The sequence below is a fragment of the Frankia sp. CoBUL1 genome, from assembly GCF_978021245.1.
On record NZ_CDXDOS010000025.1, the window covers coordinates 1 to 26,735 of the forward strand.

Consider the following 26,735-nt stretch of genomic DNA (forward strand, 5'->3'; position numbering starts at 1 on the left):
GAACACTTACGTTGCTGAGAATCGAGACGGCGGCGTGGAACACGCCGTCCTGTTCCTTCGCGATGTGCCTGCGCAGCAGGCTCATCGCCTCGATGACCAGTGTCGGCCAAGCGGGATCGACCCGGGCGGTGCCGTCGGTCGCCCCGGCGAGCACAGCCTCGATCCGGCGGTGCTCGCTCTGCAGGATCGCGATCTGTTCGGGGAACTCGAGTGCCATCGCGGGGAACAGACCCTGCTCCTCCACTACCGTCTGCGGCTGGAGAACCGTCGACATCTGCTCACAGAGTGTCACCATTGCCCCGACGTCACCCTGTCGATATGCCTTGTGCGTGTCGGCGATGAGATCGGTGACCTGGTTGTGTTCCCCGATCAGGGCCGCGATCGCCGGCAGCGACTGACAGTTGCAATATTCACGCATAGCACCCACCTTGGGTAGAAGAAGATCAGCGACGACCCCGCGTCCCGCGTGCCCCACCGGCAGCGTCGCCATCCCATCCCCACTCGCACGGCGGCGCTCGCGTCGCGTCGCTCATGGTCATCATCGAATGGCCAGGGCGGCTCCCACACGGCCGATGATCCTGTCCGCTGCCCTACCAATGGCGGCAGGGCAGCGGTCCGCGAGTCGCCCTTCCCCACTGCCGATCGGAACGAACGGGCAGCATCCGCGCGGTGCCGGCAACAGCGAGCAGCAGCCCCACGACGGCGACGGAGATGGCGTCGGCGGCTGCGACGACCGGTCAGCCCTGACTGTTAGTCCTGACTCTGGTTCAGTCCTGACTGGCGAGGTAGCCGATGACCATCGCACCCCACCATCCGGCCTGGGAGAGCAGGTTACTGATTATCGATCGGGCCAGGAGCGCCCGGGACGGAACGGTGGCGGACTGCTCCAGCCGGTGCTGGATCGCCCAGATGTGCAGGCCGTTGAGGGCGATGAGGAGCACCAGCCCGATCTTCACCTGGGTCAGTCTCCTGGACAGGTCCGGATGCAGCAGGATGCCGCTGAGCACGAGCCCCGCCAGACCAGCCCAGATCATCACGTGCAGGCCGCTGGCCACCCGGATGACGTCCGGGAAGCTGCGCCGACCGAACAGCCATGACAGGGCGAAGAAGTCGATGGCGCGGACCGCGCCGAACCCGCCCACGAGCGCGGCGAGATGCACGAACAGGGCGGCGGTGTGCAGGGTCGGGTCGGCGGTGAGGTGGGCGGCGGTCCAGACGGCCGCAGCCCACCCGACGACGAGTGCTGTTCCGGTGGCGAGGAAAACGGCCCATCGTGGCAGAACCCCGCTGGCAGGCGGGGAGGGCTGGGCGATGACCAGGACCGGGACAGGCCGCGGGTCCGCGGGCAGGGAAACAAGCCGCTCGGGTACCTTCTTGCCACGATCATGCATGACTAGTGCCTGAGCGTGACGTTGGTGAAGGTGACAGTCGTGCCGCTGGCCAACGCCGGCGTGTGGCCTTCCTCGCCGTGCCGGAAGAAGGTCGGTACCCCGATTGTTGCGCGCAACGTGTAGCTGCCGTCCTGCGGGATCGAGAAGTTGTTCGCGTAGTGGAAGAATTCGGCGTAGTAGAAGTTGAGTGTCTTCTCCTCCGCAACCGTGCCCTTGCCGTCGATGACCGCGAGCGTGATTGGTACGTTCGGCACGATCCGGCCCGTGGCCGACTCCACGGGGATGATCTCAATGTGGTGCGTCTCGCCGGCGGCGGGCTTGCGGAGTATCTGCTGCCCGCCTTTGCCCTCGTACCAGGGTTCCGCGGCCTCGACGATGTAGCCGATTTTCCACGGTCCGCTCCGGACCTCGCCTCCTTCGGACCGGATCTCCTTGGCGAGCGTCGTGTACTGCTTGAACACGCCCTCCGGTACCGCGACGGAGAAGGTGGTCGAGCTGCTTACCGGGTGTCCCGGGGAAGCCGTCGTGGCGTCGGTCGTCGAATCGTCGGAGCAGGCGGTGAGACCGAGCAGCAGGGAGACGGCCAGTACGGGCAAGGCTGTTCGCTGGGGCATACGTCCTCCTCGGGGGAAGCCTGATATTAGGTTAGCCTAACCTAAATTGATCAGGTTCCGTCAAGGGAATCACCCTTCCGGTCTATATGAGATATTCTCGGTAAGCATTAGCGGTGGGAGGCCTCGGCCTCCCGGCGCACCACGTGCCCTGACCCGTCGATCGTTGGAAAGGCGGGCGCGGCCACGCCGCCGAACTCAGCAGATGCGGGGGAGCTGCTCACCGAGCGGCCGGTCGACGATGCGGGTTCCCCCGAACGCGGTGCGCCCGACAACCACGCCCGGATGCTCCGCGGTGACCGTGCCGATGACGGCCGCGTCACGCCCCGCCGGATGCGCCCGCATCGCCGCGAGCGCCGCGTCGGCGTCGGCGTCGGCGACGAACGCAACCAGCTTGCCCTCGTTCGCCACGTGCAGCGGGTCGAGGCCGAGGAACCCGCAGGCCGCCTCGACCGCGGGCGGCACCGGCACGGCGCGCTCGGCGAACTCGATGCCCGTCCCGGACGCGGCGGCGATCTCGCACAGCGCGGTCGCGAGGCCACCTCGGGTTGGGTCGCGCAGCGCGTGGACCCCCGGCGCGGCCGCCAGCACCGCCGCGACCAGCCCGTGCAGCGCCGTCGTGTCGGAGCGGACCTCGCCGCCGAACTCCAGCCCGTCGCGCACGCTCAGCACGGCGACACCGTGCTCGCCGACGGGACCGGATACGATGACCCGGTCGCCGGGTCTCGCCCGTTCGGGGCGGATGTCCACCTCGGCCGGGACGAGCCCGATGCCGCTGGTGTTCACGTACAGACCGTCGGCCAGCCCGCGCTCGACGACCTTGGTGTCCCCGGTCGCCAGCCGCACCCCCGCCGCGGCCGCGGCCCGGCCCATCGCCTGCGCCACCCGGCCCAGGACCGCGAGCTCCAGGCCCTCCTCGAGGATGAACCCGGCCGAGAGCGCCACCGGCACTGCGCCGGCACAGGCCAGGTCGTTGATGGTGCCGTGGACCGCGAGCTCGCCGATGGAGCCACCGGGGAAGAACAGCGGGCGCACCACGTACGAGTCGGTGGAGAACGCGAGCCGGGCGCCCGCGACATCCAGGACCGCCGAGTCCGCCGGTGCCCGCGCCGTGTCGGTGGTCCCGAACGCGGGCAGGAACAGGTGCTCGATCAGCTCGCTCGACAGCACGCCGCCGCCGCCGTGCCCCAGTACCACCTGGTGATGGTCACGCAGCGGAAGTGGGCAGGTCCAACCGGTCGGGTCGACGGGGTCAGCCACGGCCGCCCGCCGGAGTCAGCCGCCGGAACTGGAAGTAGGCGGCGCACGCCCCCTCCGCCGAGACCATCGTCGCGCCGAGCGGGGTGCGTGGCGTGCAGGAGGTTCCGAACGCCGGGCACTGCGGCGGTTTGACCAGGCCCTGCAACACCTCGCCGCTGCGGCACTCGGCCGGTTCGGCCACCGTGAGGCCCTCGACGTCGAAGCGGACCTCGGCGTCGAAGTCCCGGTACGCCGCGGACAGCCGCCAACCCGAGTCCGGGATTGTCCCGATTCCCCGCCAGGCCCGGTCACACACCGTGAAAACCTCGGCGAGGATTTCCCGGGCCGCCGGGTTGCCCGCCGGCCGCACCGCCCGCGGGTAGGCGTTCGCGAGTTCTGCCCGCCCCGCCTCGAGCTGCTCGACGGCGTGGCGCACCCCGTCGAGCAGGTCGAGCGGCTCGAAACCGGTGACGACGATCGGTATCCGGTAGGTCGCCACCAATGGCTCGTACTGGAAGGTGCCCATCACCGTGCACACATGGCCGGCTGCCAGGAACGCCGCCACCCGGTTCGCCGGCGAGGAGAGGACCGCGGTCATCGCCGGCGGCACCAGCACGTGGCTGACAAGTACGGAGAAGTTGTCGAGTCCACGGCGCCGGGCCGTCACCACGGCCATCGCGTTGGCTGGGGCGGTGGTCTCGAAGCCCACTCCGAAGAACACGACCTGGCGGTCCGGGTTCTCCTCGGCGAGGCGGACCGCGTCGAGCGGCGAGTAGACCACCCGGACGTCCCCGCCACGCGCCCGGACCATGAACAGGTCCATGCCGCTGCCGGGGACCCGCAGCATGTCCCCGAACGAGCAGAAGATCACTTCGGGGCGGGCGGCGATCGCCAGCGCCCGGTCGATCGTCTCCAGCGGCGTGACGCACACTGGGCAGCCGGGGCCGTGGATGAACTCGACCTGGTCCGCGAGGAGCTGATCGATTCCGTTGCGGATGATCGAGTGGGTCTGGCCGCCGCAGACCTCCATGATCGCCCAGCGTCGGGTCGCGGTGGCGATGATCGCATCCAGCAGCCGGCGGGCCAACGCCGGGTCGCGGAACTCCGCCAGGTACCTCACCGGCCCGGCCCGGTCATGCCCGGTTCCGCCGCGCGCGATCCCAGCTCCTCCTCGAGCAGCCCCAGGTCCCGGAACATCGCGAGGGTCTCCCGCGCCGCGGCCTCGTCCAGCCTGATCAGCCCGAAGCCGGCATGGATGATCGTGTACTGCCCGACGGTCGCGTCGGGCAGGTAGGCGAGGCACACCGTCTTGGTGACGCCGCCGAAATCGACGATCGCCATCCGCGTACCACGGTCGTCCCAGATCTCGATGATCCGGCCCGGTATCCCCAGACACATGCCGTCAGGCTTCCTTCCCGCCGAAGGCCGGCTCCGTCGGGCGGCTCAGCGCCGCGACCGCAGCCTGGCCCAGCGCCAGCCCACCGTCGCCCGGCGGCACCACCCGATGGACGAGTACGTCGAACCCGGCAGTGGCGAGCCGGGCGCGGCAGGCCCGCGTCAGCACTACGTTGGCGAACACCCCGCCGGTCAGACCGACCAGGCGGACTCCGTACCGCCGCCGCGCGAGCCCCGCGACCTCGGCCACCGCGTCCGCGACCGCCAGATGGAACGCGCCGGCCAGCACCGGCACCGCCACTCCCGCCCGCAGACCGGCGACGATCCCCGCGAGCACCCCCGCCGGGTCGAGGACGCCGTTCGCCAGGCCGAAGGCGAGCCGGCAGGCACCGGCGCCGCCGAGTCCGGCGCCGCCGAGCTCCGCCGCGGCGAGCCCGTCCGCGGCGAGCGCCTCCAGCTCGACGGCGGCCTGCGCCTCGTAGGTGATCCGGTGGCGCACCCCGAGCAGCGACGCCACCGCGTCGAACAGGCGGCCCATGCTCGTGCAGGGCACGCAGGCCACGCCCCGGTCCAGCGCGGTGCGCAGGGTGCGCAACTCCGCCACGGAGCAGGCCCGCACCGGCGCCAGGTCCGCGGTCCAGTCCAGGTCGGCGGCGGCCAGATGGGCGAGCGCGACCCGGTACGGATTGCGGACGGCGGCGTCGCCCCCGGGCAGGCCGATCGGACGCAGGTGCGCGACCCGCTCGGCGCGGGCGACGTCCGGGCCTACCAGCAGCACCTCGCCGCCCCAGATCGTGCCGTCGAGCCCGTAGCCGGTGCCGTCGAACGCGACCCCGAGGATGGTGTCGCCGAGCCTGCCGTGCTCGGCGAGTAGGGCGGCCACATGGGCATGGTGGTGCTGGACCAGGTGCGGCAATCGGCCGGCGGACCGTGACCCGTGGGTGGAGGTCTGGTTCGCCCCCGCCGCCGGGTCCCCGGCTGCCGCCTGTTCGGTCCCCGTAGCCGCCGCGCGTTCGGCCCAGGCCCGGGTGACGTATCCCGGATGGAGGTCGGCGGCGAGCGTCTCCGGCGCAACGCCGTACAGATCGGTCAGGTGCGCGGCGGAGCGCTCGAAGGCCCTGAGCGCCGCCAGGCTGCCCATGTCACCCAGATGCTGGGACACGAACGCGCGACGGTCCGTGGTGAGGCAGAACGTGCTCTTGCCCTCGCCGCCCACGGCGAGCACCGACCGGACGGGGCGGCCGAGGTCCACCGGCAGCGGAACGTATCCGCGGGAGCGCCGCACCGGCAGCACCTGCCCGTCGTCTCCGTCGTCCCCGTAGCCGCAGCGCACCACCGAGTCGTCACACGGCAGGAGGATCGGTCGGTCGTGCCGGAGGAACGCATCAGCGAGGCCGGCGAGCCGGTCCCGCGCGTCGTCGTCGGCGAAGCAGATGGGCTCGCCCGAACGGTTGCCACTGGTCATCACCAGCATCCGCGGCGGTGGCGGGCCGCCACCCGGGACTGGCGCGAACAGCAGGTGGTGCACGGGTGTGTACGGCAGCAGCAGCCCCACCAGCGGGGTGCCGGGGGCGACCAGCCGCGACATCCCCGATATCCCTGACATCCCCGCCGCGGGCGAGCGGCGGACGAGCACGATCGGAGCGGCCGGCGATGCCAGCAGCGCCGCCTCCGCCGACGACAGGTCGGCCACCAGGGCGGCCGTCGCCAGGTCGCGCACCATCACCGCGAACGGCTTGTCGGGCCGGTCCTTGCGGGCGCGCAGGCGCGCCAGGGCCGTGTCGCTGGCCGTGTCGCCCGGATCGTTCTCGGCCGAGCAGGCCAGGTGGTAGCCGCCGACGCCCTTGACCGCGACCACCGCGCCGCCCGCCAGTGCCCGCTGGGCCGCCGCCAGCGCGGCATCCGTGCCGTGGACCTCCGGTCCAGTGCTGTCCGCGGGGCTGAACCACAGCTGCGGTCCGCAGGACGGGCAGGCGACGGGTTCGGCGTGGAAACGGCGGTCCGCCGGGTCGGCGTACTCCGCCGCGCACTGCGCGCACATCGGGAAGCGGGCCATCGTCGTGGCCGCGCGGTCATACGGCAGCGCGCTGATGATCGTGTACCGCGGGCCGCAGTTGGTGCAGGTGATGAACGGGTGGCGGTGGCGCCGGTCGGTCGGGTCGAACATCTCGCGCAGGCAGTCGGCGCACACCGCGGTGTCCGCGGGTACCAGGGTGCGATCGCCGGGAACGGTCGCGCCGGCCACGATCCGGAACCCGGCGTCGCCGGCGGTCGACCGGGTCACGCTCGTCATCGTGACGCGCTCGATGCGCGCGAGCGGTGGCGCCTGCGGTTCGAGCCGGCGCAGGAACTCGGCCACGGCCACCTCGTCGCCTTCGACCTCGGCGAACACCGAGGTCGAGTCGTTGCCGACGAATCCCGCGAGCCCGAGGGTGCCCGCGAGCCGGTGGACGTAAGGCCGGAAACCGACGCCCTGGACGACGCCCTCAACCACGACCCGGCGCCGGACCCGGCGCCCGGTCCGCCCGGTCCGCTCTCCGGTCATACCCGCCGCCAGATCATGACCCGGTTGTTGCCCGAGTCCGCCACCGCGAGCCGGTCGCCGCGCACCGAGAGGCCGTACGGCCAGCAGAAGGTGTCGGCCTCGACGCGGGTCCACCGGTTCTCCCCGGTCTCGGCGAACGACGGCTGGCCGAGCACACCGGTCGCGGGCGTGGAACTGCGCCGCGGCAGCTCGTCCCACAGCAGGACGCGGTTGTTGGCGGTGTCCGCGACGGCTAGCAGGTGCCCGTCGCTGTCGACGGCGTAGGGGAAGCGCAGGACGTCGGCCCGGCCGGGCGCGTAGGGGAACTCCCCGGAGCATGCGAGATCGGGCTGGCCGAGCACCAGATCGGCGTCGCCGTCGGCGTCGGGATGGGGGGCCCAGCCGAGCAGCCGGTGGTTGCCGGCGTCCGCGACCAGCAGCCGGTCGGCGGTGCCGGCGAGGTCGTGCGGCCACCGGAAGCTCGCCGGACCGGCCGCGCCGCCACGGTTCTCGTCCCGGCGGGTGGGATCGGGCTGCCCCAGCACCAGGTCGGGTAGCCGGCCGGGCGAGGACGGCAGGCCATTCGACCAGCCCAGGATCCGCCGGTTACCGGTGTCGGCGACGTAGAAGCGCCCACCCACCACGGCCACCCCGAAGGGCCAGTAGAAGGTGTCTGGTCCGCACGGGCCGCCCCGGTTCTCGCGGACGGCGTCGGCGTCCGGCTGCCCGAGCACGAGGTCGGGGGCGGTGTCGGTGACCGTCGGGACCTCGTTCCAGACCAGCACCCGGTGGTGCCAGGCATCGGCGACCACGAGCCGGCCGTCCGTGACGAGCACGCCGGTCGGCAGGTGCAGGCCGCCTTCGGGTCCGCGCCCCGCGGCCGCCGGCCCTTCGCTCGTCGCGTCGGCCTGGCCGAGCACGACGTCGGCGGGGGCGCCGTCGAGGGCCGGCAGACCATGCCAGATCAGCACCCGGTGGTTACCCGAGTCCGCCACCACGAGCAGGTCGTCGCCGAGCCACACCCCGCGCGGCGCGTACAGCCGGGACGCCGACGGCCGCGCCGACGGCAGAGCCAGCCCGCCGGGCGCCGGGGCGCCGATCCACACCGCCGGTTCCCAGCTTCCCGCCTGGCCGCCCTGCCCCGCCTGGCCGCCCTGCCCCACCCATCTGGCCGGAGTGCTCGGAGTGGCGTCACCGAGTGTTCCGCTGCCGGGCGTCACGTCGACTTCGCGGTGAGCCGGCGGGCGATCTCGTCGAGCACCCCGCGCACGGCCAGGACGGCGTCGGGGTCCCCGACCTCCTCGAAGATCGCCCGTGCCTCGTGCAGCACCGCCTGCGCCGGGTCGAAGAGGCCGAGGTGGGCCAGGGCGTTGCCCTGGTTCGCCCGAGCCCGGGCGTAGCCGAGGGGGTCGGCGTCGCGGTCGCGGGCGGCGATGACCTCCTGGTAGCGCGCGACCGCCTCCCGCAGGTTGTCCTCCCGGTGTGCGGACGGCGCGTAGACCAAGGCGTTGGCCAGGTTGAGCTGGGTGCTGGCCCACCGCTCGGGATGAGTCTCGCGGGTGTAGACGGACAGAGCGGTCCGCAGGCCCTGCACAGCCACGCCGACCCGCAGCTGGTCGGACGCCTGCGCCATCGGCATGGTCAGATACGCCGTGGCGAGGTTGACCTGTGCCGCCGCGAACAGCTCCGGGGCGGTGTCGATGCGGACCAGGCGCAGCGCCGAGAGGTAGTGCTCCACCGCGACCTTCAGGCCCGCCGGATCGTCCCCGGCCAGCTCCTGGTAGGCCGAACCGAGGCTCAGGTGCAGCTCGGCCCGGCCGACCGTGAGGTCGGTGGCGGCCAGCGCGGCGAGCGCCGCCGTCAGCTCTGCGATGACGGCCGGGCTCGGTCCCTCGCCTCCGCGACGCAGGTCCGCCGCGGTGGACCTGAGCTGGGCGGCGAGACCGGGGGAGGGCTCCCGCGCCGCGGCGATGGCCCGCTCCAGCAGCCCCGCCGCCTTGCCCGCCTGGCCGGCGGCCATGGCGTGGGCGGCGTGTGCGGACCACACCATCGCCGCGATCTCGCCGGTCTCCCCGCCGGGCGGCGGAGGTTCGTCCAGCTCGCCCAGGGCGAACCGGACCACGTCCACCAGGATCCCCAGCTCGTCGCCGAGCGCCCGGCGCAGTGCCACCGGGTCTTCGGGGTCCGCGCCTGCTGGTCGCAGCACGAAGCGGTTGTAGCGGTCGACCGGGTCGTCGCCGCGCAGCTGCCCGACGGCCGCGACGACCTCCCCGCGGTAGGCGAGCTCCAGCGCGGCCAGCTCCGCAGGCCAGGCCACCGGCACCTTCCCGGCCGCCAGCGTCCGGCGCAGGTCGGCCGTGGCCTCGCCGCCCGGCACGAGCAGGAAGCCGGCCGGCAGCGGAAAGACCCCGACGGGCTGCGGGCGCGCGCAGGTCACGCCCGTGCTGATGACGCCGTCCTCACCCATGCGCGTCCTCACCCATGCGTCTGGTCATCTGGACCTGTGCGTCCGGTCATCCATGCGTTCCGCCGGTCCCGGGGGCGAGACCAGAGATGATCATGTCCCGGACCTGTTCCATCGCCCGGCGCACCGCGGGACTGAGATCGGCGCCGGGCTCCACGCCGCCCGCCTCGATGAGGTAGACGACGACGTCGTCCGGGTAGCCGTCGCCGAGCAGCCAGCGCCCGAACGCCAGCGCCTGGTCCCAGCGGAAGGCGTGCGGGTGCAGCGTGTCCAGGGGCAGGTTCTCCAGCTGTGCGCCCGGGACCTCGAACACGGTCCCGGGCTCGGCCCCGGTGCGGCTGGCGTCGACGACCACGACCCGGCGCGCGCCGCGCATCGCGAACGCCGTGTCCATCCCGGCGGTCCCCCCGTCGACCAGGCGCACTCCGGCCGGGACGCCCGTCTCGGCGAGCCGGCGGACCAGGATCGGCCCGACCCCGTCGTCACCGCGCAGCAGGTTGCCGCAGCCGATCACGGCCACCTCGCACCCTGGTGGTTCGAAACCGGGCGGATCGACCTGCACCCGCGGCCCGACCGGGGGCCGCGAGGCGGCACCCGCCTCGCGATCCCCGGTCATAGGTCGGTCCCGGTCATAGGTTGTCGTTGATGACGAACCTGCTGAGCTCCCGGCCGGTCCTGCCGTCGTAGGCGTGGACCGTGCAGACCAGGCACGAGTCGAAGCTGCGGGCCACGTGGCCGAGCTCGATCGGGTTCTCCGGATCCACGATGGGCGTGCCGACGAGGGCCTGCTCGATGGGACCGGGCGCCTCGGAGCCGTCGCGGGGGCCGATGTTCCAGGCGGTCGGGGTGACCACCTGGTAGTTCGCGATCTTGCTGTCCTCGATGACGATCCAGTCCGAGAGCGAGCCGCGGGCCGCCTCCGTGGAACCGAAGCCGCGCCCTTGGGTGTACTCCACCGGCTTGAGGTGAAACGGCTCGCGCAGGTCCAGCTGGTCGAGCCAGGCCCGCGTCCACTGGTAGTACCTGGCGGCCTCGTGCATCCGGGCCAGCAGGCGGACCATCACCGACGGGCCGATGGCCGCCAGGATGTCCCCGAACAACGGGTCGTCGTCCTGGTGGGCACCCGCGCCGGGAGCCGCGGCGGCGACGCGGCGGGCGAGTGGCCCGGCCTCCAACGGCAGGTATCCGTGGTTCGGCACCTCGTACCGGGGTGACTTCGCCCAGCTGTACTTGCCCTGCTCCCGGCCGCGCGCCGGATCGATGGGCCGGGTCTCGCCGTCGAACGGGTGGCGCGCCTCGGTTCCCTCGTAGAACGAGTGGGTGACGTCCTCCCGCACCCGGGCCTGGTCGAACTCGAAGTACCCGCCGCCCGCGTACACCCCGGACCGGCCGATGAGTGCCGCGTTGCGGCCGGAGATGGTCGGCCGGGTGTAGAGGTCGGGGGCGAAGTACGTCCCGGTCGCCAGGTAGTTGCCGACTCCCTGGCCGTAGCTATCCAGGCCGATGTCGAGGCAGTACCGGAGGAAGAAGCCGCAGTCGCTGTCGTGCTGGGCGGGGTTCTCGTCCACCCAGGCGAGCACGTCCTGCCAGGTACGGTTGGCCAGCCAGCGCTCCACCGAGCAGCCGAGCCACTGCTTCTCCAGCCAGTTGACCTTCCAGTGCTCCAGGATGGCGATGGAGCGGGTCACGTCCGACAGCGTCGGCGCGCACATCACCCCGCCGGGCACCATGAAGCTGGAGTGCGGCCACTGCCCGCCGAAGATGGCGTAGACCTCCACCGGCTTGGCCGACAGCACCACCGCCGGGCCGTAGCTGCTGCCGGTGTAGGGCGCGAACCGCCGTACCGCCTCCTCATACAGCGGCGAGGAGGCGTATTTCCGGTTCGTGAGGTCGATGGCGAACAGCGCGTAGAAGCAGCGCGGGATGCTCTGCAACGTCTCGCACGCCTGCGCGATGTTGCGGACCAGCGTCGCGTTGGGCGGCATCTCGGTGCGCCACGCGACGTCCAGCGCGTACGCCGACTTGTACAGGTGGCTGCCCCCGCAGATCCCGCAGATCCGCGGGGTCACGATCAGGCCCGCCTGCGGGTCCTTGCCGCGCAGGATGATCTCAAAGCCCCGGAACATCGCCGCCTCGGTCCACGCCGAGGTGACCACCCCGTCGTCGATCGTGACCCGGACGTCGAGGTCGCCCTCGACGCGCCCCAACGGGCTGACGTTGAGATCGACGGTGGCCATTGGAATCCTCTCTTCCCCTCGTCCGTTCCTCGCGGTCTCCGGTCGGAGCACGCGCGGTCATCGGCTACCGGCTACCGGCTACCGGCCGGCTAGACGACGAACATGTCCTCCTTCGACCACTGCGGGGCGACTATCCGGGCAGCTGCCGCGTGTGCCAGGTAGCCGAGGTGGCCGCTGCCCGCCGGCACCTCCCGTGGAATGAGCCCGCCGACCTTCCGGGTCCTGAAGATCGTGCCGGGGGCGAGGTCGAAGAACGGGAACTCCGGCTCCGTGCACCCGATGCACGGCATGCCGGCGCGGGTCTTCGACGACTGGCGGTTCCACAGGATCCGGTTGCACGGGGAGTGGGTCATCGGGCCGCGGCAGCCGAACTCGTAGAACAGGCAGCCCTTGCGGGTCCCGTCCCCGAAAGCCAGGGTCGACTGCTTGTATTCGAAGTACTCCGCCCTGGTGCAGCCGGTCTGGGTGAATGTCGTGAAGAACGTCCGTGGCCGGTGCAGCTCGTCGAGCGCGATGTCGGCGGCCCGGCCGGTGGCCAGCGCCACGATGATCTGCGTGATCCAGTCCGGGTGGGCCGGGCAGCCCGGAATGTTGACGACGGGCAACCCGGAGCGCGACCGGAAGTCCGGGCCGAGGAAACCGCCGCGTTCACGCTTGTGGAACTGCAGCCCGGTGGAGTCCGTCGGGTTCGGCGCCGTCGCGGGGATCCCGCCCCAGCACGCGCAGTCCCCGATCGCCACCACCACCTGGGCCCGGGCGGCCAGCTCACGCACCCAGTCCTGCATGGGCCGCTCGGCGAAAACGTCGAAGCTGCCGGTTCCGTCCGGGCCGCGGATCACCGAACCCTCGAAGACGAAGATGTCGACCGGCCGCGCACCCCGCGCGCAGTCGGTGAACAGCTCCCGGGCCTGGGCGCCGTTCTCCAGCCCCAACGACGGGTGCCAGAGCAGTTCCAGCCCGAAGTCGGTGATCAGGTCGACGACGTTGGGCTCGTCGGCGTTCAGGAAGGACATCGTGTTGCCGCTGCACGCCCCGCCCTGGAACCACAGCACGGATGACATCAGTACTCCCTTCGTCGGACGGGCCGTGGTCGGCACCGCGGTCCGCCGCACCGCCCACCTCCACGAGCGGACCGAGCCCTCCGGCGAGGTGATCAGAAGCCGCTGGGTCGGGTGATCGTCGGGTGGCCCGTCGCCTCACGGAGACTTCCGGCAGAGCAAACGCTATGTCCCCCAACGCCGGACGCCCATCGACAGTGCGCGGAGGCTGCCACCAACGCGCAGTCACCAACGCGCAGTGCGGTTTGGTGAAGCGCACACGACCGGGCGAGAGTGGGGCATGCACCGGCCATCCCAGCCCGCCCTCATCGACGCCCGTGGGGCGAGCGCCGAGGCGCGGCCCGGCGAAGCGGTGAGCCGGTGCGATGCCGGCTCGGGCGGGTCACCGGATCAGGCGGGTCGCCGGAGGGTGCCGGGGGAGGACCGGGCGATGCACGAGCTGTCCGTCTGCCGATCGATCGCGGGCGTCGTCACCCGGCACGCGGCCGGTCGGCCGGTCACCCGGGTGCACGTCCGGGTGGGTCAGCTGCGCCAGATCGTGCCGGAAACCCTCGCCTACTGCTGGGAGCTGATGAACGCTGGGCCCCCGGAGAACGCTGGGCCGCCGGAGAACGGCGCCGATCCCCCCGGCGGGCAGGTGCTGGCCGGGTCCGTGCTGGCCGGGTCTGTGCTGGAGGTCGAGAGCGTGCCGGTCAGTGTGTGCTGCCGGGTGTGCGGGACCCGCGGCGAGTTGGCGGACCGGGCGCTGCGCTGCGGCACCTGCGGCGCGGCCGGCGTCACCATCGTCACCGGCGAGGAGTTCCTCGTCACCTCGTTCGAAGTGGCTCCCGACCCGGCGGCTCTCGGCTCGGCAGCTCCCGACACCGTGGAGGCGTGACACGCCGTGGGTCGCTTCCATCCCCACCCGGAAGGGGCGCATCCCCACCCGGGTGGGGCGCCGCACGAGTACTCGGGTCCGCACCCACCGGCCGGGGTGTCCGTCGGGGACCATTCCGGCTATGGCACCGGGCCCGAACGGGTCGAGGTCCTCGAGCGGATCCTCGGGGAGAACGAGCGGGTCGCGCTGGCGAACCGGGCCGCCTTCGACGCCGTCGGCGTCACGGTGGTGAACCTGATGTCCGCTCCCGGCGCCGGTAAGACCACCCTGCTGGTCGAGACGCTGCGCCGTCTCGGCCCGCAGCTGCGGGTCGGGATCATCGAGGGCGACATCGAGACCAGCATCGACGCCGACCGCCTCGACGGGCTCGGCGCGGCGATCGCCCTGATCAACACCGGTAACGGGTTCGGCGGGGAGTGCCACCTGGACGCGCCCATGGTCGCCTCGGCGCTGGGCCGGTTGCCCCTGCGCGACCTCGATCTCGTCGTTATCGAGAACGTCGGCAACCTGGTGTGCCCCGCCGAGTTCGAGGTCGGGGAGGACCTGCGCGCGATGGTGTTTGCCGTCACCGAGGGCGAGGAGAAGCCCCTCAAGTACCCGGTCATGTTCCGCTCGGCCGACCTGGTGCTCGTCAACAAGACGGACCTGCTTCCCCACCTCGACTTCGACCTTGAGGCGTTCCGGAAGAACCTCGCCGACGTCAACCCGGGCGTGGCCATGCTGGAGGTCAGCGCCCGTACCGGCCAGGGGGTCGACGCCTGGTGCGCGTGGCTGCGCGCCCTACCCGGACAGCGCCCGGAGCCTACGATCGGCGGGGCCGCGCTCGATGACGACGGGGATCCAGCGCGGGCGGGCGCTCGACGGCGGGCGTCTGGAAGGCGGCGGTCTCGACGTCCGTGACCACGACATCGATGATCTCGACATCAGACAGCCCGAAGTCGGGTGCCTGGAAGAGGCGGATCGTCAGAGGCGGGGGCTCCTGCCGCGGCAGAGACCGCGGCGGCTCCGACGCGGAGAAGAGGGGGATCGAGGCGGTGGCGATGAGATGTCTCGCTTTCGGGGTGGGGCTGCCGAGTGGAACGAGGGGTAGGACGTCAGAGCGGTGACAGGCTTCTCCGTGGGACCTTCCGCCGCCTACGTGGTGTCTTCGGGTTCCGCGAATCGAAGCCTCATGGCGTCAGAGACGGGACGTCTTGCTGAACGGGCTCAGAATGCGTTCCTGCTGGGAACCGAAATCGACGAGGACGGCGACTTCTGCTTCGACCCCGGTTACCTGGCCGAGACCGTACATGTCGTGGGTGACCCGGTCTCCTACGGCGAACCGCTTGCACGGCGGGGTGACCGGGGCCTTGAAGGGGCTGGTGGACAGACGGGGCCTGGGTACCGCTGACTTGGTCATCGCCTCCAGTCTGCGCCTGCCGCACCGGGCGCCGCTGGTCGTCGTTGACGAAGACCAGCCGGTCACCGCTGCTCTCACCGGCCATGGCGCCCGGACGAGCGAGGTTGCCGACCTGCTGCCCGCGTGTGTCGCCGGGACTCTACCGGCCGCACCCTTGAGCGCCTGGCCTTTATCTACCGAGTGTTACAGAGTGTTGTCGAGTGTTACCAGGCCTGTGGGGCGCCGAGGTCGTCGATCAGCTCGGCGAGGACGAGTTCCTCGTCCACTCTGATCGCATGGTGTTCCAGCGCGGGGCGCAGGTCGGGGTCCCAGGCCGCGTCGACCGGCCGGCCAGCCAGCTCGCCGCCGGTCACCGTGGTCAGCGCGGCCTGATAGGACCGGGCGTCGAAACGCCATGGCCGCCAGCCGATCCGTTCCCGCAGGCCGTTGGCGATGCGGATGCCGCCCCAGTCGAAGTCGCCGTGGTAGGCGAACCGCGCGCCCTGGCCGGCGAGCGCCGCGAGCAGGCCGATGACGGCGGCCGACGGCTGGCCGTTCACGCACACCAGCGGCGGGGTGCGGCCCGCCAGCTCGTCGGCGGCGCTGGCCAGCACGATCGGATTCGTGCACAGGTACACCACTCCGAGGCCCACGCCGAGGTCGCCGCGGTCCTGGCCCGGGCCGACCTGGCGCAGAGTGAGCACGCAGGGCTCCCCCACCTCGCGACAGATGGCCAGGATCCGGCCGGTCGGGCTGTCCGCCCCGCCCGGCAGACCCAGGCAGAGCACCGTGGACGACAGTTCGTCACGGTGTACCCCGACAGCGGCCCACGCGGCGCGACGGCCCGCGGCCGAGCCGTCACCCGCAGGGTGGGATCCGCCCAGTACCCGGGCCGCCGCCAGGGCCAGCGTCGCCAGCGGCCGGCCGTCGTCGAGCGCGTGCGCGTCGCCGGTGCTGGTGGCGGCCAGCCGGCCCAGCGCCACGCCGGGTGAGGGCAACGCGTCGAGCACCCGGACCAGGTCGGCGGCCAGCGGCATCGCCGCGTCCGGGGTGCCAGTCAGCCGGCGCAGCAGGCCGGTGCTGTCCAGCCAGGACCGCCAGGGGGTGAGCTCGGGGCGCCGGGCGAGAAGGTCGTCCAGGGGCTGGTGCGCCTGCGCCCAGGCCCGTGACTGCGCCGCGGCCAGCTCCGCCCGCTCCGTGACATCCCCGGTGAGCTGGCGGACGGCGGCGGCGAGTCCGTCCGGCGCGGCGCCGCTGGACCGCAGCACCGCGTCGACCTCGTCCAACGACACGGACAGCGAGGCGCCGGTGCCGGCCCGGCGGCCCAGCAGCCGCTCGACCCCCCGCCGCTGGTCCGCGCTGGCCCGGCCGAGGGTGACTGTCCCGGTGAGCGGCCGGCCCAGCTCGATCCTGCGCCGTACCCGGTCGAGCAGCCATGCCGTGTGCTCACCGCCCAGCAGACGACGCAGCTGTTCCACATCGCGGGCGGCTTCCACATCGCGGGCGGCCCCGGTCGACGCCGCGCTCACTCGAACGGTAGGGGCTCGGTGTTGTCACCCTGCGCCGGACGGAGCGGCTGGGGCCGGTCGGGCCGCTCGGGTTGCTCGGGTTGGTAGGGCACCGGCCGGTCGACGCGGGTGCGCTCGTGCCCGTCCCACCGCCACGGCGTGACGAGCACGGCATCGATGCCGTCCCGGCGGGACAGCTGCGCGATCGCCAGGCCGGGGACCTGCGGGTAGCAGCCCCACTCGCGCTCGCTGGTCATCACCACATCGAGGTCGAACGCGGCGAGCAGGCCCAGGCACTTGGCCCGCGAGTCGTCGTCCACCCCGGCGAACGCCTCGTCCAGGGCGACCAGGCGGGGTGCGTGCCGGTTGCCGGAGGAGTCGTAGAACGACGAGGCGGCCGCGAACAGCGGCACCGACGCCGCGAGCACCCGCTCACCACCGGACGCCGGACCGCTCGCCGGCCGCCACTGACCGTCCTGGAACCGCTGCACAGCGAACTCGTGCCAGTCGCGGTAGTCCAGGGCACGGGTCAACTGCTCGGCCCATCCGCCGGTGGTGTCCGCGCTGTGCTCCCGGTTGATCTCCTCCTGGAGGAACGCGCCGACGGCGGTCCGCTCGGCGGGGCTCCAGGCGTCGGCCGTCTGCCGCAGCAACCGGTCGCGCACCGCGCCGAGCCCCTCGGGGGCGCTGCGCGCGACCCGCCACTGCAACCGCAGCCGCATGCCGGTCGACGTGGGCCGCTGCGCGAGGTCCGTGTTGATCCGGCGAACCTGGCTCTCGGCGTCGCTGATCAGTTCCTGCAAGGCGCCGGCCACCTCGTTCACGAGGTGGTTCTCCAGGATCTCGCGTTCCTTCGCGGACAGCAGCATCGCCCGCTGCCCGGTCTCCGTCTCCAACGCGGCGACCAGGGCCGGGATGTCCTGCTTGCGGCCCTGGAACAGGACGTCGACCACGATCACGCCGTCGGAGACGACCATCCCGACCGAGTGGCCGTGCCGGGACAGCGCGTCGGTGAGAACCTTGTGCTCGGCCGACACCCGCTGCTGCGCCAGCTCCCACCGGCGGTCGGTGTCGTCGACGTCGTCGAGGGCAGCGTTGACCGCCCGGGCGAGCGTGATCGCGGGGTACGGTGCCCAGCCGGCAGCCGGGTCCGGGATCTCCAGGTCCGGGACGGCGACCGCGAGCAGGCCGGTGGCCGCGAACGCCCGGAGCCTCGCGACAGCCGCCTCGCGTTCGGCCGCGGCGGTGGTGATCGCCTCCCGCAACGTCTCACGCCGGCCGTGAGCCCGGCCCCGGGCGTCGAGCGCATCCCGTTCGGCGGCCCGCGACTGCTTCTCCTGCTGCCCGCACCGGTCGAGTTCGGTGTCGACGGCGGCCAGTTTGCGGAACAGTTCGTCGACGGCGGCGCCGGCCGTCTCGACCAGGACCCGGTGACGTTCGGCGGCCGCGTCGGCCTGCGTCTGCGCCTCGGCGACCGCCTCGGCCGTCTGTTCCTGGCGTTCCAGCGCGAGGGTGAGTTCGTGTTCCGCCTCGGTCGCCGCGCGGCGGGACCGGTCCAGCGATTCCGCCGCCGGCCACAGCGCGGCCAGCTCCGCCCGGTAGTCACCCAGGGCGTCCCGGACGTCGGCCAGCGCGGCCGGCTCCGCGGGCAGGCGCACGTCGCCGGCGAACTCCTCGGCCGCCGCCCGCGCCTCACCCGCGGCCTGCTGTCGGCGGGCCGCGACAGCGGCCGCCTCCTGGTGCTGGGCGTCGATCCGCCGCTTGGCCTTGTGCTCCGTGGCCAGCTGCGCGTGCGCCTCGCGCAGGTCGCCGTCGGAGGGCCGGGCCCCGTGCTCGGCGGCCAGCGAGAGCTGCCGGTCGGCCAGCTCCGCGGCGGCCGCGGCCAGCTCTTCGAACCGTAGCTCGATCCGGGTCGCATCGGCGCGCAGGTGGTCGAGCCGGACCCGCCTGGCCGCCTCGCGGGCACCCTCACCGATGTAGCCGGCGGTTTCCTTGCGCCAACCGCCGGTCAGGACCCCGTTACCGAACCGGCCGTCCACGGTGACCCAGGTCTCGGTGTCCGAGGTCTCGGTGGCCGCCGGCCCGTGGACCAGGGAGCCGCCGGCCGGGCCGGGCCCGCCGCGCAGGCCGATCGTCGCGAGGACGGCGGCGACCGCGGTGTCGCTCAGCCGGGCCGCGTGTGCGTCGTCGCGGTCGATCGCCGGCGTGAGCACCGCGGCCAGCCCACCCCCCGGCGCAGGCCGCCCGGGCGTGACCAGAACGTCGTCGCTGACGGGGTTGTGCAGCCGCCCGTCCGGGCCGACCCAGGCGTCGAGGATCCCGGCGGCCTCCAGCGCCGCCTCGATTCCGGCTCGGTGCTCGTCGGGCACGCCGTCGACGAAGTCGACGACCTTCCACAGCGGGGCGCCGTCCCGGCCGTCCCGCCCGTGCTCGTCGCGGGTGTGCGGGGCCGGCGGCGAGTCGTGGCCACCGGCCGCCAGCCGCTCGATCTCCTCGGCGAGCCGTTCGAGTTCCCGCCGGGCGGCCGTCTGCTCGCCGTCGAGGACGGCCTGCCGGCGCCCGAGGTCGGCGGTGGCCAGCCGCGCCGCCTCGTCCACCGCGGTGGCGACCGGGTTGGACCCGTCGAGTGTGTCCACCCAGCCGGCCAGGGCCGCCAGCGCGGCGTCCGGGTCAGCCGGCCGCAGGTACGCGCAGCCGGCCAGGTAGGCCGTGCAGGCCGCGACGAGGCCCGCCCCGCGCTGGGCGGTCAGGTCCTCGGCCGCCGCGATCCGCTCGGCGGCGGCCTGCTGCTCGGCAGTGATCCGGTCCAGGTCGTCCCGGGCCGCGCGCAGCGCCACGTCGGCGTCGGCCGCCGCGCGCAGCAACCCGTCGAGGCGGTTCACGGCGGCGCCCTGCTGCCCGACCAGGGCCTCGGCGGATCGCCGGGCGTCGCGGTACGGCGGTTCCCCGCCGTCCAGCTCGGTGAGCACTGCGGCGTGCCGGCCGGTGACCAGGGCGGCCTCGGCCGCCAGCCCGGCGGCCCGGACCGCGGCGTCGAAGCCCGCCGCGTCGGCCTGGACCGTGCGTTCCGCACCCGTGAGCCGGCGCTTCCGGTCGCCGGCAGCCTCGGCCGCGGCCCGGCTGTCCCGCTCCCGCTGGGCGGCGAACCGGGCGAGTCGCCCGGCATCCTCCTCGGCGCCCCGCAGCGCCGCCGCGTCGCGCATCTCCGGGCTGTCCCGCAGCGCGTCCCGCCGGGCGGTCAGTGTGGCCTTCGCCTCCTCCACCTCGGTGAGCGCCTGCTGCGCGGCCGTCAGGGCCTCGACCGCCGCCTGATGCGCGGCGTCGGCCTCGGCGAGATCCCGCCCGTGCTGCTCGTAGCGGCTGTGCGCCTGCCGCGGCGGCGCGGCGTACCGCTTCGCGGCCACTCGGGCGTACCGGCGGTAATGGGTCAGGAACGCCTGCGCCGCCGTTTCCGCCTCGGCGAGGGCGCGCAGCGTCTCCCGTTCCTCGTCCAGACCCCGGAACGCCTCGGCCACGATGACCACGAGCGCGGGGTCCAGCGGCGGCAACGCCTCGGTGAGCGCCCGGGAGAGCAGCTTCTCGTCGGGCTTCTTGGACAGTTGCGGCTGGCGTAGCTGGATCAGGAGGTTGACCAGGGCCTCGTACCGGTGCCCGCCGAGACCGAACAGCGCTTCGTCCACGGCACGGCGGTAGTCCGACGCGGTGTCGTACACCGCGCCGTGGCCGTCGACGGCTTCTTTCAGTTTGTCCCTGGTCAGCGGCACCCGGGTCGGGCTGACCAGGGACAGCTGCGGACCGATCCGCTGGCGGGTCACGAAGAACCAGTGCCGGACGATGCCGCGCCCGCTGACCGCCTTCAGGCCGGCCCCGATCGTGCGGTACTCGGGGATGCCGTCACCGCCCAGCCGGCCGAACTCCAGCCAGGTGTAGCCGAGCCGCTCGGGATGCGGATGCCGGCCGCCCAGCAGCAGGTTCCATTCCATCCGCTTGTTGCGGTCACCGTCCGGTTCGACCCGGTGCGCGGCCAGCTCGCTGTCCAGCAGGAACGGCAGCGTCAGCGCCAGGACCTTCGACTTGCCGGTACCGTTGTTGCCCCGCAGCAGCAGCCGCCCGTCGTGGAAGTGGAACTCTTCCACGTCGTAGTAGAAGAGGTCGACCAGGCCGGCGCGCAGCGGCTGCCAGCGGTCCTCCCGGGCCGGTACGGGAATCGAGGCCGGTGCCGGTGCCGTGGGCGATGCCGGTGTTGCGGGCATGCGGGTCGAGGTGCTCATCGGCGGCTCGTCTTCTTCCTTCTGGCCGGACCGCTTCTGGCCGGGCCGGCGCCGCCCGCCCGGCCGTCGTGGATCGTCGGCGCCTCGACGGCGTAGCGCGCGATCGCGGGCCGGGCGAGCACCGCCGGCGGCTCGCCGGCCCGGCCCGGCAGGTCCGTGACCAGCCGCAGCGCGCGCAGCTTGTCCAGCGCCATGGCGAGCAGCTCGGCGTCGGCACCCGGTTCGGTGACGCCCCGCCGCCAGTAGGTGGAATGCTCGGCTGCCATCTTCCGAACGTATCCACGCAGCTGGCCGACCGGCACCGGCTCCGCGGGATCCGGCCGGGTGGCGAGATACTCGGCGACTAGCAGGGTCACGTGGCCGTCGGTGCGCTGTTCCGGCATCCGTACGTCGGTGAGCTCGTCGTCGGGGTCGACCATCGCGATTCCCTCCGCGCGCATCTCGGCGATCAGACCGGTGGCGTCCTCGATCCGTCTGGTGATCGCCCGCCGCTGGCTGATCAGGTAGGCGCGCTCGTCCTCGGCGAGCTCGTCGTAATAGACGACGGGATCATCGAGCAGCCGGCGGGTCAACCGGTGGCGAAGCGACCGGTTGCGCAGGTCGTCGGTGTCGGGGACGGGCTCGTGGGTCAGCTCGGCGAGCCGCGCCCCGATGTCGTCGGCGTCGATGGTCGACGGGCCGCGGGTACCGGTCAGCAGCGACGCGAGCACCCTGCGGCGTACGTCGTACAACGCGTCGCCGCTGTCGCGCAGATAGGCGTCCTCCTCGCCGGCGACCCGATCCAGCACGCCGAGCGCGAGCAGCAGCCGGACCACCGCCACGAGGTCGGAACGTTCGTCCCGGCGGCTGAGGGTGAAGGTGACCCCGGTGCGGGCCAGTTCCGGGTCGCTCGCCGCGACCAGCACCCCTTCGGCCAACCGGCCGAGGGTGATCTGGGTGTCCGCCCCCTCCAGCACTGACAGCGCGAGACACAGCAGGACGTAGCGGCGCCGCCCGAACGGCGCTCGGCCCTTCCCCTCCCGCGCCGGGTGCGTGTCGTCCTGGATGGTCGCCGCCGTCTTGAACAGCCGCGCCGATTCGGCGTCGACGACCAGCCGCCAGCCGGTTTCGGCGGCGAGCCACTCGCGCAGCTCGGACGCGTGCCGGCGGACCAGCCGCAGGACCTCGTCGTCCGCGCCGGCGGTGCGTAGCGGCCCGGCCAGCAGCGCGCGCAGGGCCCTGCGCCGCGCGGCCCGGTTCTCCTCGGCGACCGAGTCCGCCGTCATCCGGACACCCGTCCGGTCTCCAGCAGCTCGAGCCGGTCTGGCCCACCGGCGAGTACGACTGGATCGAGGTCGTCTATCCGGCCATTCGGATCGTTTTGCCGGCTTCGGCCATTCAGGCCATTCAGGTCGTTCCAGGCCGCCGGACGCGATGCCGCACCGGCCAGGTCGACGATCTCGACGGTGTGTTCCGGGCCGTCCAGGACGCCATCCTCGGTCTCGATCCGCGCCACCCCCCCGCCGGGGACGAGGGTGAGCCGGATCAGGACCGTGCCGTCGCTGGACGTGGTCTCCACCTCGGTATCGCCCGGCAGCCTGGCGGCGAGCGCGTCCCCGAGCAGGCCGAGGAACAGCCGGAACGCCTGCCGGTCCAGGACGCCGAGCTGGGACAGCAGCACCGGCCCGTCGGTGGCGAGCCGGGCCCGAGCGGACGCGGCCTGCTCCGCCTCCCGCGCGGCCTGCTCGGCGAGCAGCCGCCGCTGCCGCGCGCGGTCCGTGACCCGGTTCGGCGTTCCGCGCCGCTCGTAGGAACCGGTCCGGCGTAGCTGCGGGCTGATCCGCATCGGCGGCGCATCCTGCCACGGCGTGTTCGGTGCCGGCTCGTCCTCCTGCCAGGCGGCGACGGTCTCCTGGCTGACGGTGAGATGCCGGGCCGAGGCCAGGCCGAAGGCGGCCCGCCACAGCCGGTGGGCCGCCGCGTCGTCAGGGGCCTCGGCAAACCAGCGAGCGAGCGTGCGGAAGTCCGCCGACCGGTCCGAACGGCCGGTACGGCGCTCGTTGAGTGCGGCGACGGTGTCGATGAGCTGGGTGATCGCGGTGATCGCCGCGCCCCGCAACAACCGTGCCTGGGAGGGACGGCGTGAATCCGCCGACACGAACCAGTCGTGCAGGCCGCGCCAGCGGTTGCGCCAGCCGTCCAGGGCCGCGGCGACCGCGGCGTCGTAGGCGGTCCGAATCCGCTCGGCGTCGGTTCGCCCGGCTCCGGTCCGTCCGGAATCGGATGCCCCGGAGCCGGATACCTCGGGCACGTCGGGCACGGCGTCGGTCGCCTCCCGACGGGCCGCGAGCAGCAGCAGGCGTTCGACGCCGGCCCCCTCGACCTGACCCAGCAGGGTGGCGATCTCCGCGCCCCGGTTCGCCAGCTCGGCGATGAACCGGTTGATGTAGTCGATGAGCCGTTGCTTGTAGGCGAGGAACGCGTCCACGTCACCGTCCGAGAAGTCGATCACTCGGCGGAGGGACGTCATGAACGCCTGAGCGTTGTCGGCCAGTCCGGTGAACCGCTCCGCCAGCCCCAGCAGCAGCAGGTGTACCTTCGCCGGGTCGAGATCGGCGGCGTCGCCGGCCGTCATCTCCACCAGGGCGCGCAGCTGGGCGGCGATGTCCTCCAGCGCCACCGACTGCAGGGCGCCCCGGCGGCCGATCGCCACCTCGTAGACGGCGATCGCCTCCTCGGCCGCCTGCCCGGCCGGGGTCAGCTGGTACAGGTAGCGCGCCCGGTGGAAGTCCGCCACTGTGGTCACCCGGCCGGTGTCCGGGTCGGCCCGCAGGTTGCCCCACTCAACGAGCTTGTCCAGCGCGGCGACGATCGACTCGGTCTGCCCCGGCCGCCCCAGGTCCGCGATCACGTCCTCGGGGCGCATGTGGACGATGAACCGGTCCCGCGCCCGCGCGAACGTCGTCAGCACCTCCCGGTAGACGTCCGCGTTGGGGGCGCTCAGGTGCGCGAACGGCTGCCGGGGCAGCGCATCACCGCCGGCTGCCGGCCCGGTCTGTCCGTCGCTCGTCACACCGCCCAGTATCGCCCACCATGCTACCGCGTGAACGGCGGGTGACCGGCTACCAGTGACACTGCTGGGGAAGACGGGAGTCTGCGGGGTCGTCGGTGGCTGAAGCGACGGCCGAGTCTGGCAGGCCTGGACCAGCACCTCGATGCCTCACCTACTCCGCGAACTGATCGACATGCTCGCCGCCGGACACCGGCTCTGCTTCTACCTACCCAGTAGGTCACAAACCATGAACTATCGATCACAGTAAATCGCCGTCGATTACGTCGGAGATTGCTGCGATTCACGTCATTGGTGAAATGATTAGAGCCCGATGGCGGGGGTATCTCTGGCTCGCAAGCCAGTGGGGAACTTCCCCGGGGAGATGGCGGTGCGACACTGGAGGGGGCGGAAATGGCGCTCAGGAAAAGCCCGAAGTATTTTCTGATGGTTGTGATCGTTGCGCTCGGGACAATTTTGTCTGCGGCTCCTTCGATGGCTTCTCCGCCGAGAAGCACGCCTGGCGCGGTCCATCGCAGTGATGTACATTGTTATTGGCGCCATATGAGCGGTCACTGGGTCTGGAGGCATGGACACCGGACCTGGATTCCCCCGCGCACGGTCAGGGTCTGTCGCTGAGATTCCAATAAAACAGGCACCGATCGCAGGAATCCTTGCGGTCGGTGAGGAGATCTTTTAGAGACAAGTGTTCCGTCCTTGTGCGCTCGCGCGGGGACGGAACGCCAAACCTCGGATGCCCGTTACAACGTCCGCCTCGCCCACGACCGAGGATGAAGAACTGTGCATGGTGTGGGCTACGGCGCGCCAGCGAGCCTGGCCGGTCGTCTCGGTGGACGAGCGGGAGAGCCTACAGGAGACCCTGGAGATTCTCGCGGACAGTGATGCGGTGGCGTCGATCCGTCAGATGCGTGAGGAGATCGCCCGAAAGGTGGGGACGGTCATCAGCCCCAGTCCCAGCGCAGGCTCAGCTTTCGGCGGGGGGGGGGGGATGTTGGGGTTGAGCCGGAAGCGGTTCTCCGGGTCATAGGTGCGCTTCACTCGCTGCAGCCGCTCGACGTTGCGCCCCCAGGCCCGTGCCCGGTCGGCGTCGTCGAGATCCGCGTCGCCGCTGAAGTTGAGGTAAGTGCCCGATGCGGCCCGAAGCCTGACGGCCTCGCCGTAGGCATTGCGCACCCAGCGGATGTTTGCGTCGTCTTCGGCGGGGTCCAGCCAGTTTCCGTCGATGCTCAGCAGGTACCGAGCGCTGCGGTCACCGAACGCGGTTTCGGTTGTCCCTACACGTGACATGGCGCCTCCCAGGAGAGGCAGGTGCACCATCGTCGTCGGGTGCGGGCGGTCGTGGCTGATGCGCGCCACGAACGTGGTCGCGTCCTCATCGAGTCTGTCCAGGTAGACGGACTTCCAGTAGCTCTGGAGTCCGCCCTTGGGGAAGAAGGGATCGAGGGAGGATTGCGCTGTCCGGTACGACCGGGCCTGGCTCATATCGGCAAGCGGCGTGCCAAACCCGGAAAGCGCCCGGCACGCTCGCTGACCCTCGTCCGGGGCGCCGGCATACAGGGCGGCCGTGATGAGCACGTCGCGGTTGTGCACGGCGGGCGGGAGCGTCGGTGCATCCGGCAGCGACCACAGGAGGGCACGGCTGGTGACCTCGTCAGGGACGGTGGACGTCCAGTCCTGCCAGCGGGAAAGCACCTCGGTAACGGCGTCGACCGGGTGGACGATCATGCTGTTCCAGACCATCGGGCCCAACGGATAGGCCTCGAACTCGAAGGACACCACCACACCGAAGTTGCCGCTCCCGCCACGCAACGCCCAGAACAGGTCCTCATGATGTTCGGTCCCGTCGCACCGTATGATCTTGCCGCTGGCTGTCACGACCTCGGCGGCGCGCAGCGCATCACAGGCCAGACCGTACTTGCGGTGGAGCCAGCCGATTCCGCCACCGAGTGTCAGACCCGCGACGCCCGTGGTCGACACGACCCCGCCAGGTACCGCGAGCCCGTACAGCTGCGTCTCACGGTCGACGTCGCCCCAGGTCGCACCACCCGCCACCCGCACACGTCGCTGATCCGGGTCGACCCAGACACCCCGCATCATCGACAGATCGATCATCAAACTGTCGTCGGCCGTGCAGGTCCCGGCGATGCTGTGGCCGCCGCCGCGGACAGCGACGAGCAGGTCCCGCCTGTAGGCGAGGCTGACGGCGTCGACGACGTCGGCGGTCCCGGTGCATCGGATGATCAGACCGGGTCTGCGGTCGAGCATGGCGTTCTGGACGACCCGGATGTCGTCATACCCCAGGTCGTCCGACGTCAGAACCTGCCCGCGGAAGATCGCGCGGATCTCCTCGACCGTCTCGTCCGAGAGCGTCTGCCGTTCGCCATCCAGCGTGAGTATCTGTGCCGACATCGAGCGATCTCCCCTCCGCGCCTGCCGATGTCTCCGGTGGGCATCGGTCTGCGTTACCCGCTTCTTACAGGGTGACGCCACGGATGGATCGTCGCTAGCGTGTTCGTCCCGCAGGAGGCAGCCAGTTCGGCGAGTGCGGCCAAGATTGCCACTCCGAACCCGGCCCACCGCCATCTCGTCTCTGCGCCGGACAGCGGCGTGCCTGCCGGGGGTGCGGGCGCAGCCCGCCCCGGTCCGCCAGCGCGTCGGTGGCCGGGATCCGGGTCCACGAACCGGACTGTCGGACCGCTCCAGTAGCGTTGGTAGGCTGTCTATCGGGAGGTC

Annotated in this window: 20 protein-coding genes; 2 read left to right on the forward strand and 18 right to left on the reverse strand. The window is 72.1% G+C overall.

The window, feature by feature from the left end; genetic code table 11:
* From AC08OX_RS04145 to AC08OX_RS04200, 12 genes are all read right to left on the reverse strand, one after another.
* Window positions 1–490, reverse strand: a 490-nt coding sequence (locus tag AC08OX_RS04145) for a hemerythrin domain-containing protein (RefSeq protein ID WP_476606590.1), incomplete at its 3' end; no start/stop codon positions are given.
* A 277-nt stretch (window positions 491–767) separates the two neighbouring features.
* The gene (locus AC08OX_RS04150) at window positions 768–1,391 is read right to left on the reverse strand and encodes a hypothetical protein (RefSeq protein ID WP_476606591.1); all 624 of its coding nucleotides are present in this window, start codon (window positions 1,389–1,391) and stop codon (window positions 768–770) included.
* A 2-nt stretch (window positions 1,392–1,393) separates the two neighbouring features.
* A complete protein-coding gene (locus AC08OX_RS04155; protein WP_476606592.1) occupies window positions 1,394–2,005 on the reverse strand; it encodes a hypothetical protein in 612 nt (203 codons plus the stop codon).
* Between the two features lie 195 nt (window positions 2,006–2,200).
* Entirely contained in the window at window positions 2,201–3,262 is a 1,062-nt protein-coding gene (hypE, locus tag AC08OX_RS04160; RefSeq protein WP_011435519.1) for a hydrogenase expression/formation protein HypE, read from the reverse strand.
* The gene (hypD, locus tag AC08OX_RS04165) at window positions 3,255–4,361 is read right to left on the reverse strand and encodes a hydrogenase formation protein HypD (protein ID WP_476606593.1); all 1,107 of its coding nucleotides are present in this window, start codon (window positions 4,359–4,361) and stop codon (window positions 3,255–3,257) included. Before hypD ends, hypE begins: the two co-directional genes overlap by 8 nt.
* Window positions 4,358–4,639 (reverse strand): HypC/HybG/HupF family hydrogenase formation chaperone, encoded by a 282-nt coding sequence (locus AC08OX_RS04170; protein ID WP_011435521.1) that lies wholly within the window; start codon window positions 4,637–4,639, stop codon window positions 4,358–4,360. Before AC08OX_RS04170 ends, hypD begins: the two co-directional genes overlap by 4 nt.
* Window positions 4,640–4,643: 4 nt before the next feature.
* Complete coding sequence (gene hypF / locus AC08OX_RS04175) at window positions 4,644–7,181, reverse strand: carbamoyltransferase HypF (protein WP_476606594.1); 2,538 nt, start codon at window positions 7,179–7,181, stop codon at window positions 4,644–4,646.
* On the reverse strand, window positions 7,178–8,380 hold the full coding sequence (locus AC08OX_RS04180; protein WP_476606595.1) for an NHL repeat-containing protein: 1,203 nt from the start codon (window positions 8,378–8,380) through the stop codon (window positions 7,178–7,180). The genes hypF and AC08OX_RS04180 overlap by 4 nt, the downstream gene beginning before the upstream one ends.
* On the reverse strand, window positions 8,377–9,627 hold the full coding sequence (locus tag AC08OX_RS04185) for a hypothetical protein (protein WP_476606596.1): 1,251 nt from the start codon (window positions 9,625–9,627) through the stop codon (window positions 8,377–8,379). The genes AC08OX_RS04180 and AC08OX_RS04185 overlap by 4 nt, the downstream gene beginning before the upstream one ends.
* Before the next feature lie 46 nt (window positions 9,628–9,673).
* Complete coding sequence (locus tag AC08OX_RS04190) at window positions 9,674–10,240, reverse strand: hydrogenase maturation protease (protein WP_476606597.1); 567 nt, start codon at window positions 10,238–10,240, stop codon at window positions 9,674–9,676.
* 13 nt (window positions 10,241–10,253) lie between these two features.
* Window positions 10,254–11,861 (reverse strand): nickel-dependent hydrogenase large subunit, encoded by a 1,608-nt coding sequence (locus AC08OX_RS04195; RefSeq protein WP_476606598.1) that lies wholly within the window; start codon window positions 11,859–11,861, stop codon window positions 10,254–10,256.
* Between the two features lie 89 nt (window positions 11,862–11,950).
* Window positions 11,951–12,922 (reverse strand): NADH-quinone oxidoreductase subunit B family protein, encoded by a 972-nt coding sequence (locus AC08OX_RS04200; RefSeq protein ID WP_476606599.1) that lies wholly within the window; start codon window positions 12,920–12,922, stop codon window positions 11,951–11,953.
* 427 nt (window positions 12,923–13,349) lie between these two features.
* Between AC08OX_RS04200 and AC08OX_RS04205 the strand changes: the two genes are divergently transcribed.
* Window positions 13,350–13,796 carry a hydrogenase maturation nickel metallochaperone HypA gene (locus AC08OX_RS04205; protein WP_476606600.1) on the forward strand — a complete coding sequence of 149 codons (447 nt, stop codon included), beginning with the start codon at window positions 13,350–13,352 and terminating at the stop codon, window positions 13,794–13,796.
* A gap of 6 nt (window positions 13,797–13,802) precedes the next feature.
* Entirely contained in the window at window positions 13,803–14,696 is an 894-nt protein-coding gene (hypB, locus tag AC08OX_RS04210; RefSeq protein WP_476606601.1) for a hydrogenase nickel incorporation protein HypB, read from the forward strand.
* A gap of 277 nt (window positions 14,697–14,973) precedes the next feature.
* Here the strand turns inward: hypB and AC08OX_RS04215 are convergent, their stop codons facing one another.
* From AC08OX_RS04215 to AC08OX_RS04240, 6 genes are all read right to left on the reverse strand, one after another.
* Window positions 14,974–15,195 (reverse strand): hypothetical protein, encoded by a 222-nt coding sequence (locus AC08OX_RS04215; RefSeq protein ID WP_476606602.1) that lies wholly within the window; start codon window positions 15,193–15,195, stop codon window positions 14,974–14,976.
* Window positions 15,196–15,398: 203 nt separating this feature from the next.
* Complete coding sequence (locus AC08OX_RS04220) at window positions 15,399–16,703, reverse strand: TIGR02679 family protein (RefSeq protein ID WP_476606603.1); 1,305 nt, start codon at window positions 16,701–16,703, stop codon at window positions 15,399–15,401.
* A complete protein-coding gene (locus AC08OX_RS04225) occupies window positions 16,700–20,953 on the reverse strand; it encodes a TIGR02680 family protein (RefSeq protein ID WP_476606604.1) in 4,254 nt (1,417 codons plus the stop codon). Before AC08OX_RS04225 ends, AC08OX_RS04220 begins: the two co-directional genes overlap by 4 nt.
* Window positions 20,950–22,218 carry a TIGR02678 family protein gene (locus AC08OX_RS04230; RefSeq protein WP_476606605.1) on the reverse strand — a complete coding sequence of 423 codons (1,269 nt, stop codon included), beginning with the start codon at window positions 22,216–22,218 and terminating at the stop codon, window positions 20,950–20,952. Before AC08OX_RS04230 ends, AC08OX_RS04225 begins: the two co-directional genes overlap by 4 nt.
* Window positions 22,215–24,005 carry a TIGR02677 family protein gene (locus AC08OX_RS04235; RefSeq protein WP_476606606.1) on the reverse strand — a complete coding sequence of 597 codons (1,791 nt, stop codon included), beginning with the start codon at window positions 24,003–24,005 and terminating at the stop codon, window positions 22,215–22,217. Before AC08OX_RS04235 ends, AC08OX_RS04230 begins: the two co-directional genes overlap by 4 nt.
* 897 nt (window positions 24,006–24,902) lie before the next feature.
* Window positions 24,903–26,411, reverse strand: a complete 1,509-nt coding sequence (locus AC08OX_RS04240) for an FAD-binding oxidoreductase (protein ID WP_476606607.1) — start codon at window positions 26,409–26,411, stop codon at window positions 24,903–24,905.
* Window positions 26,412–26,735 lie beyond the last annotated feature (324 nt).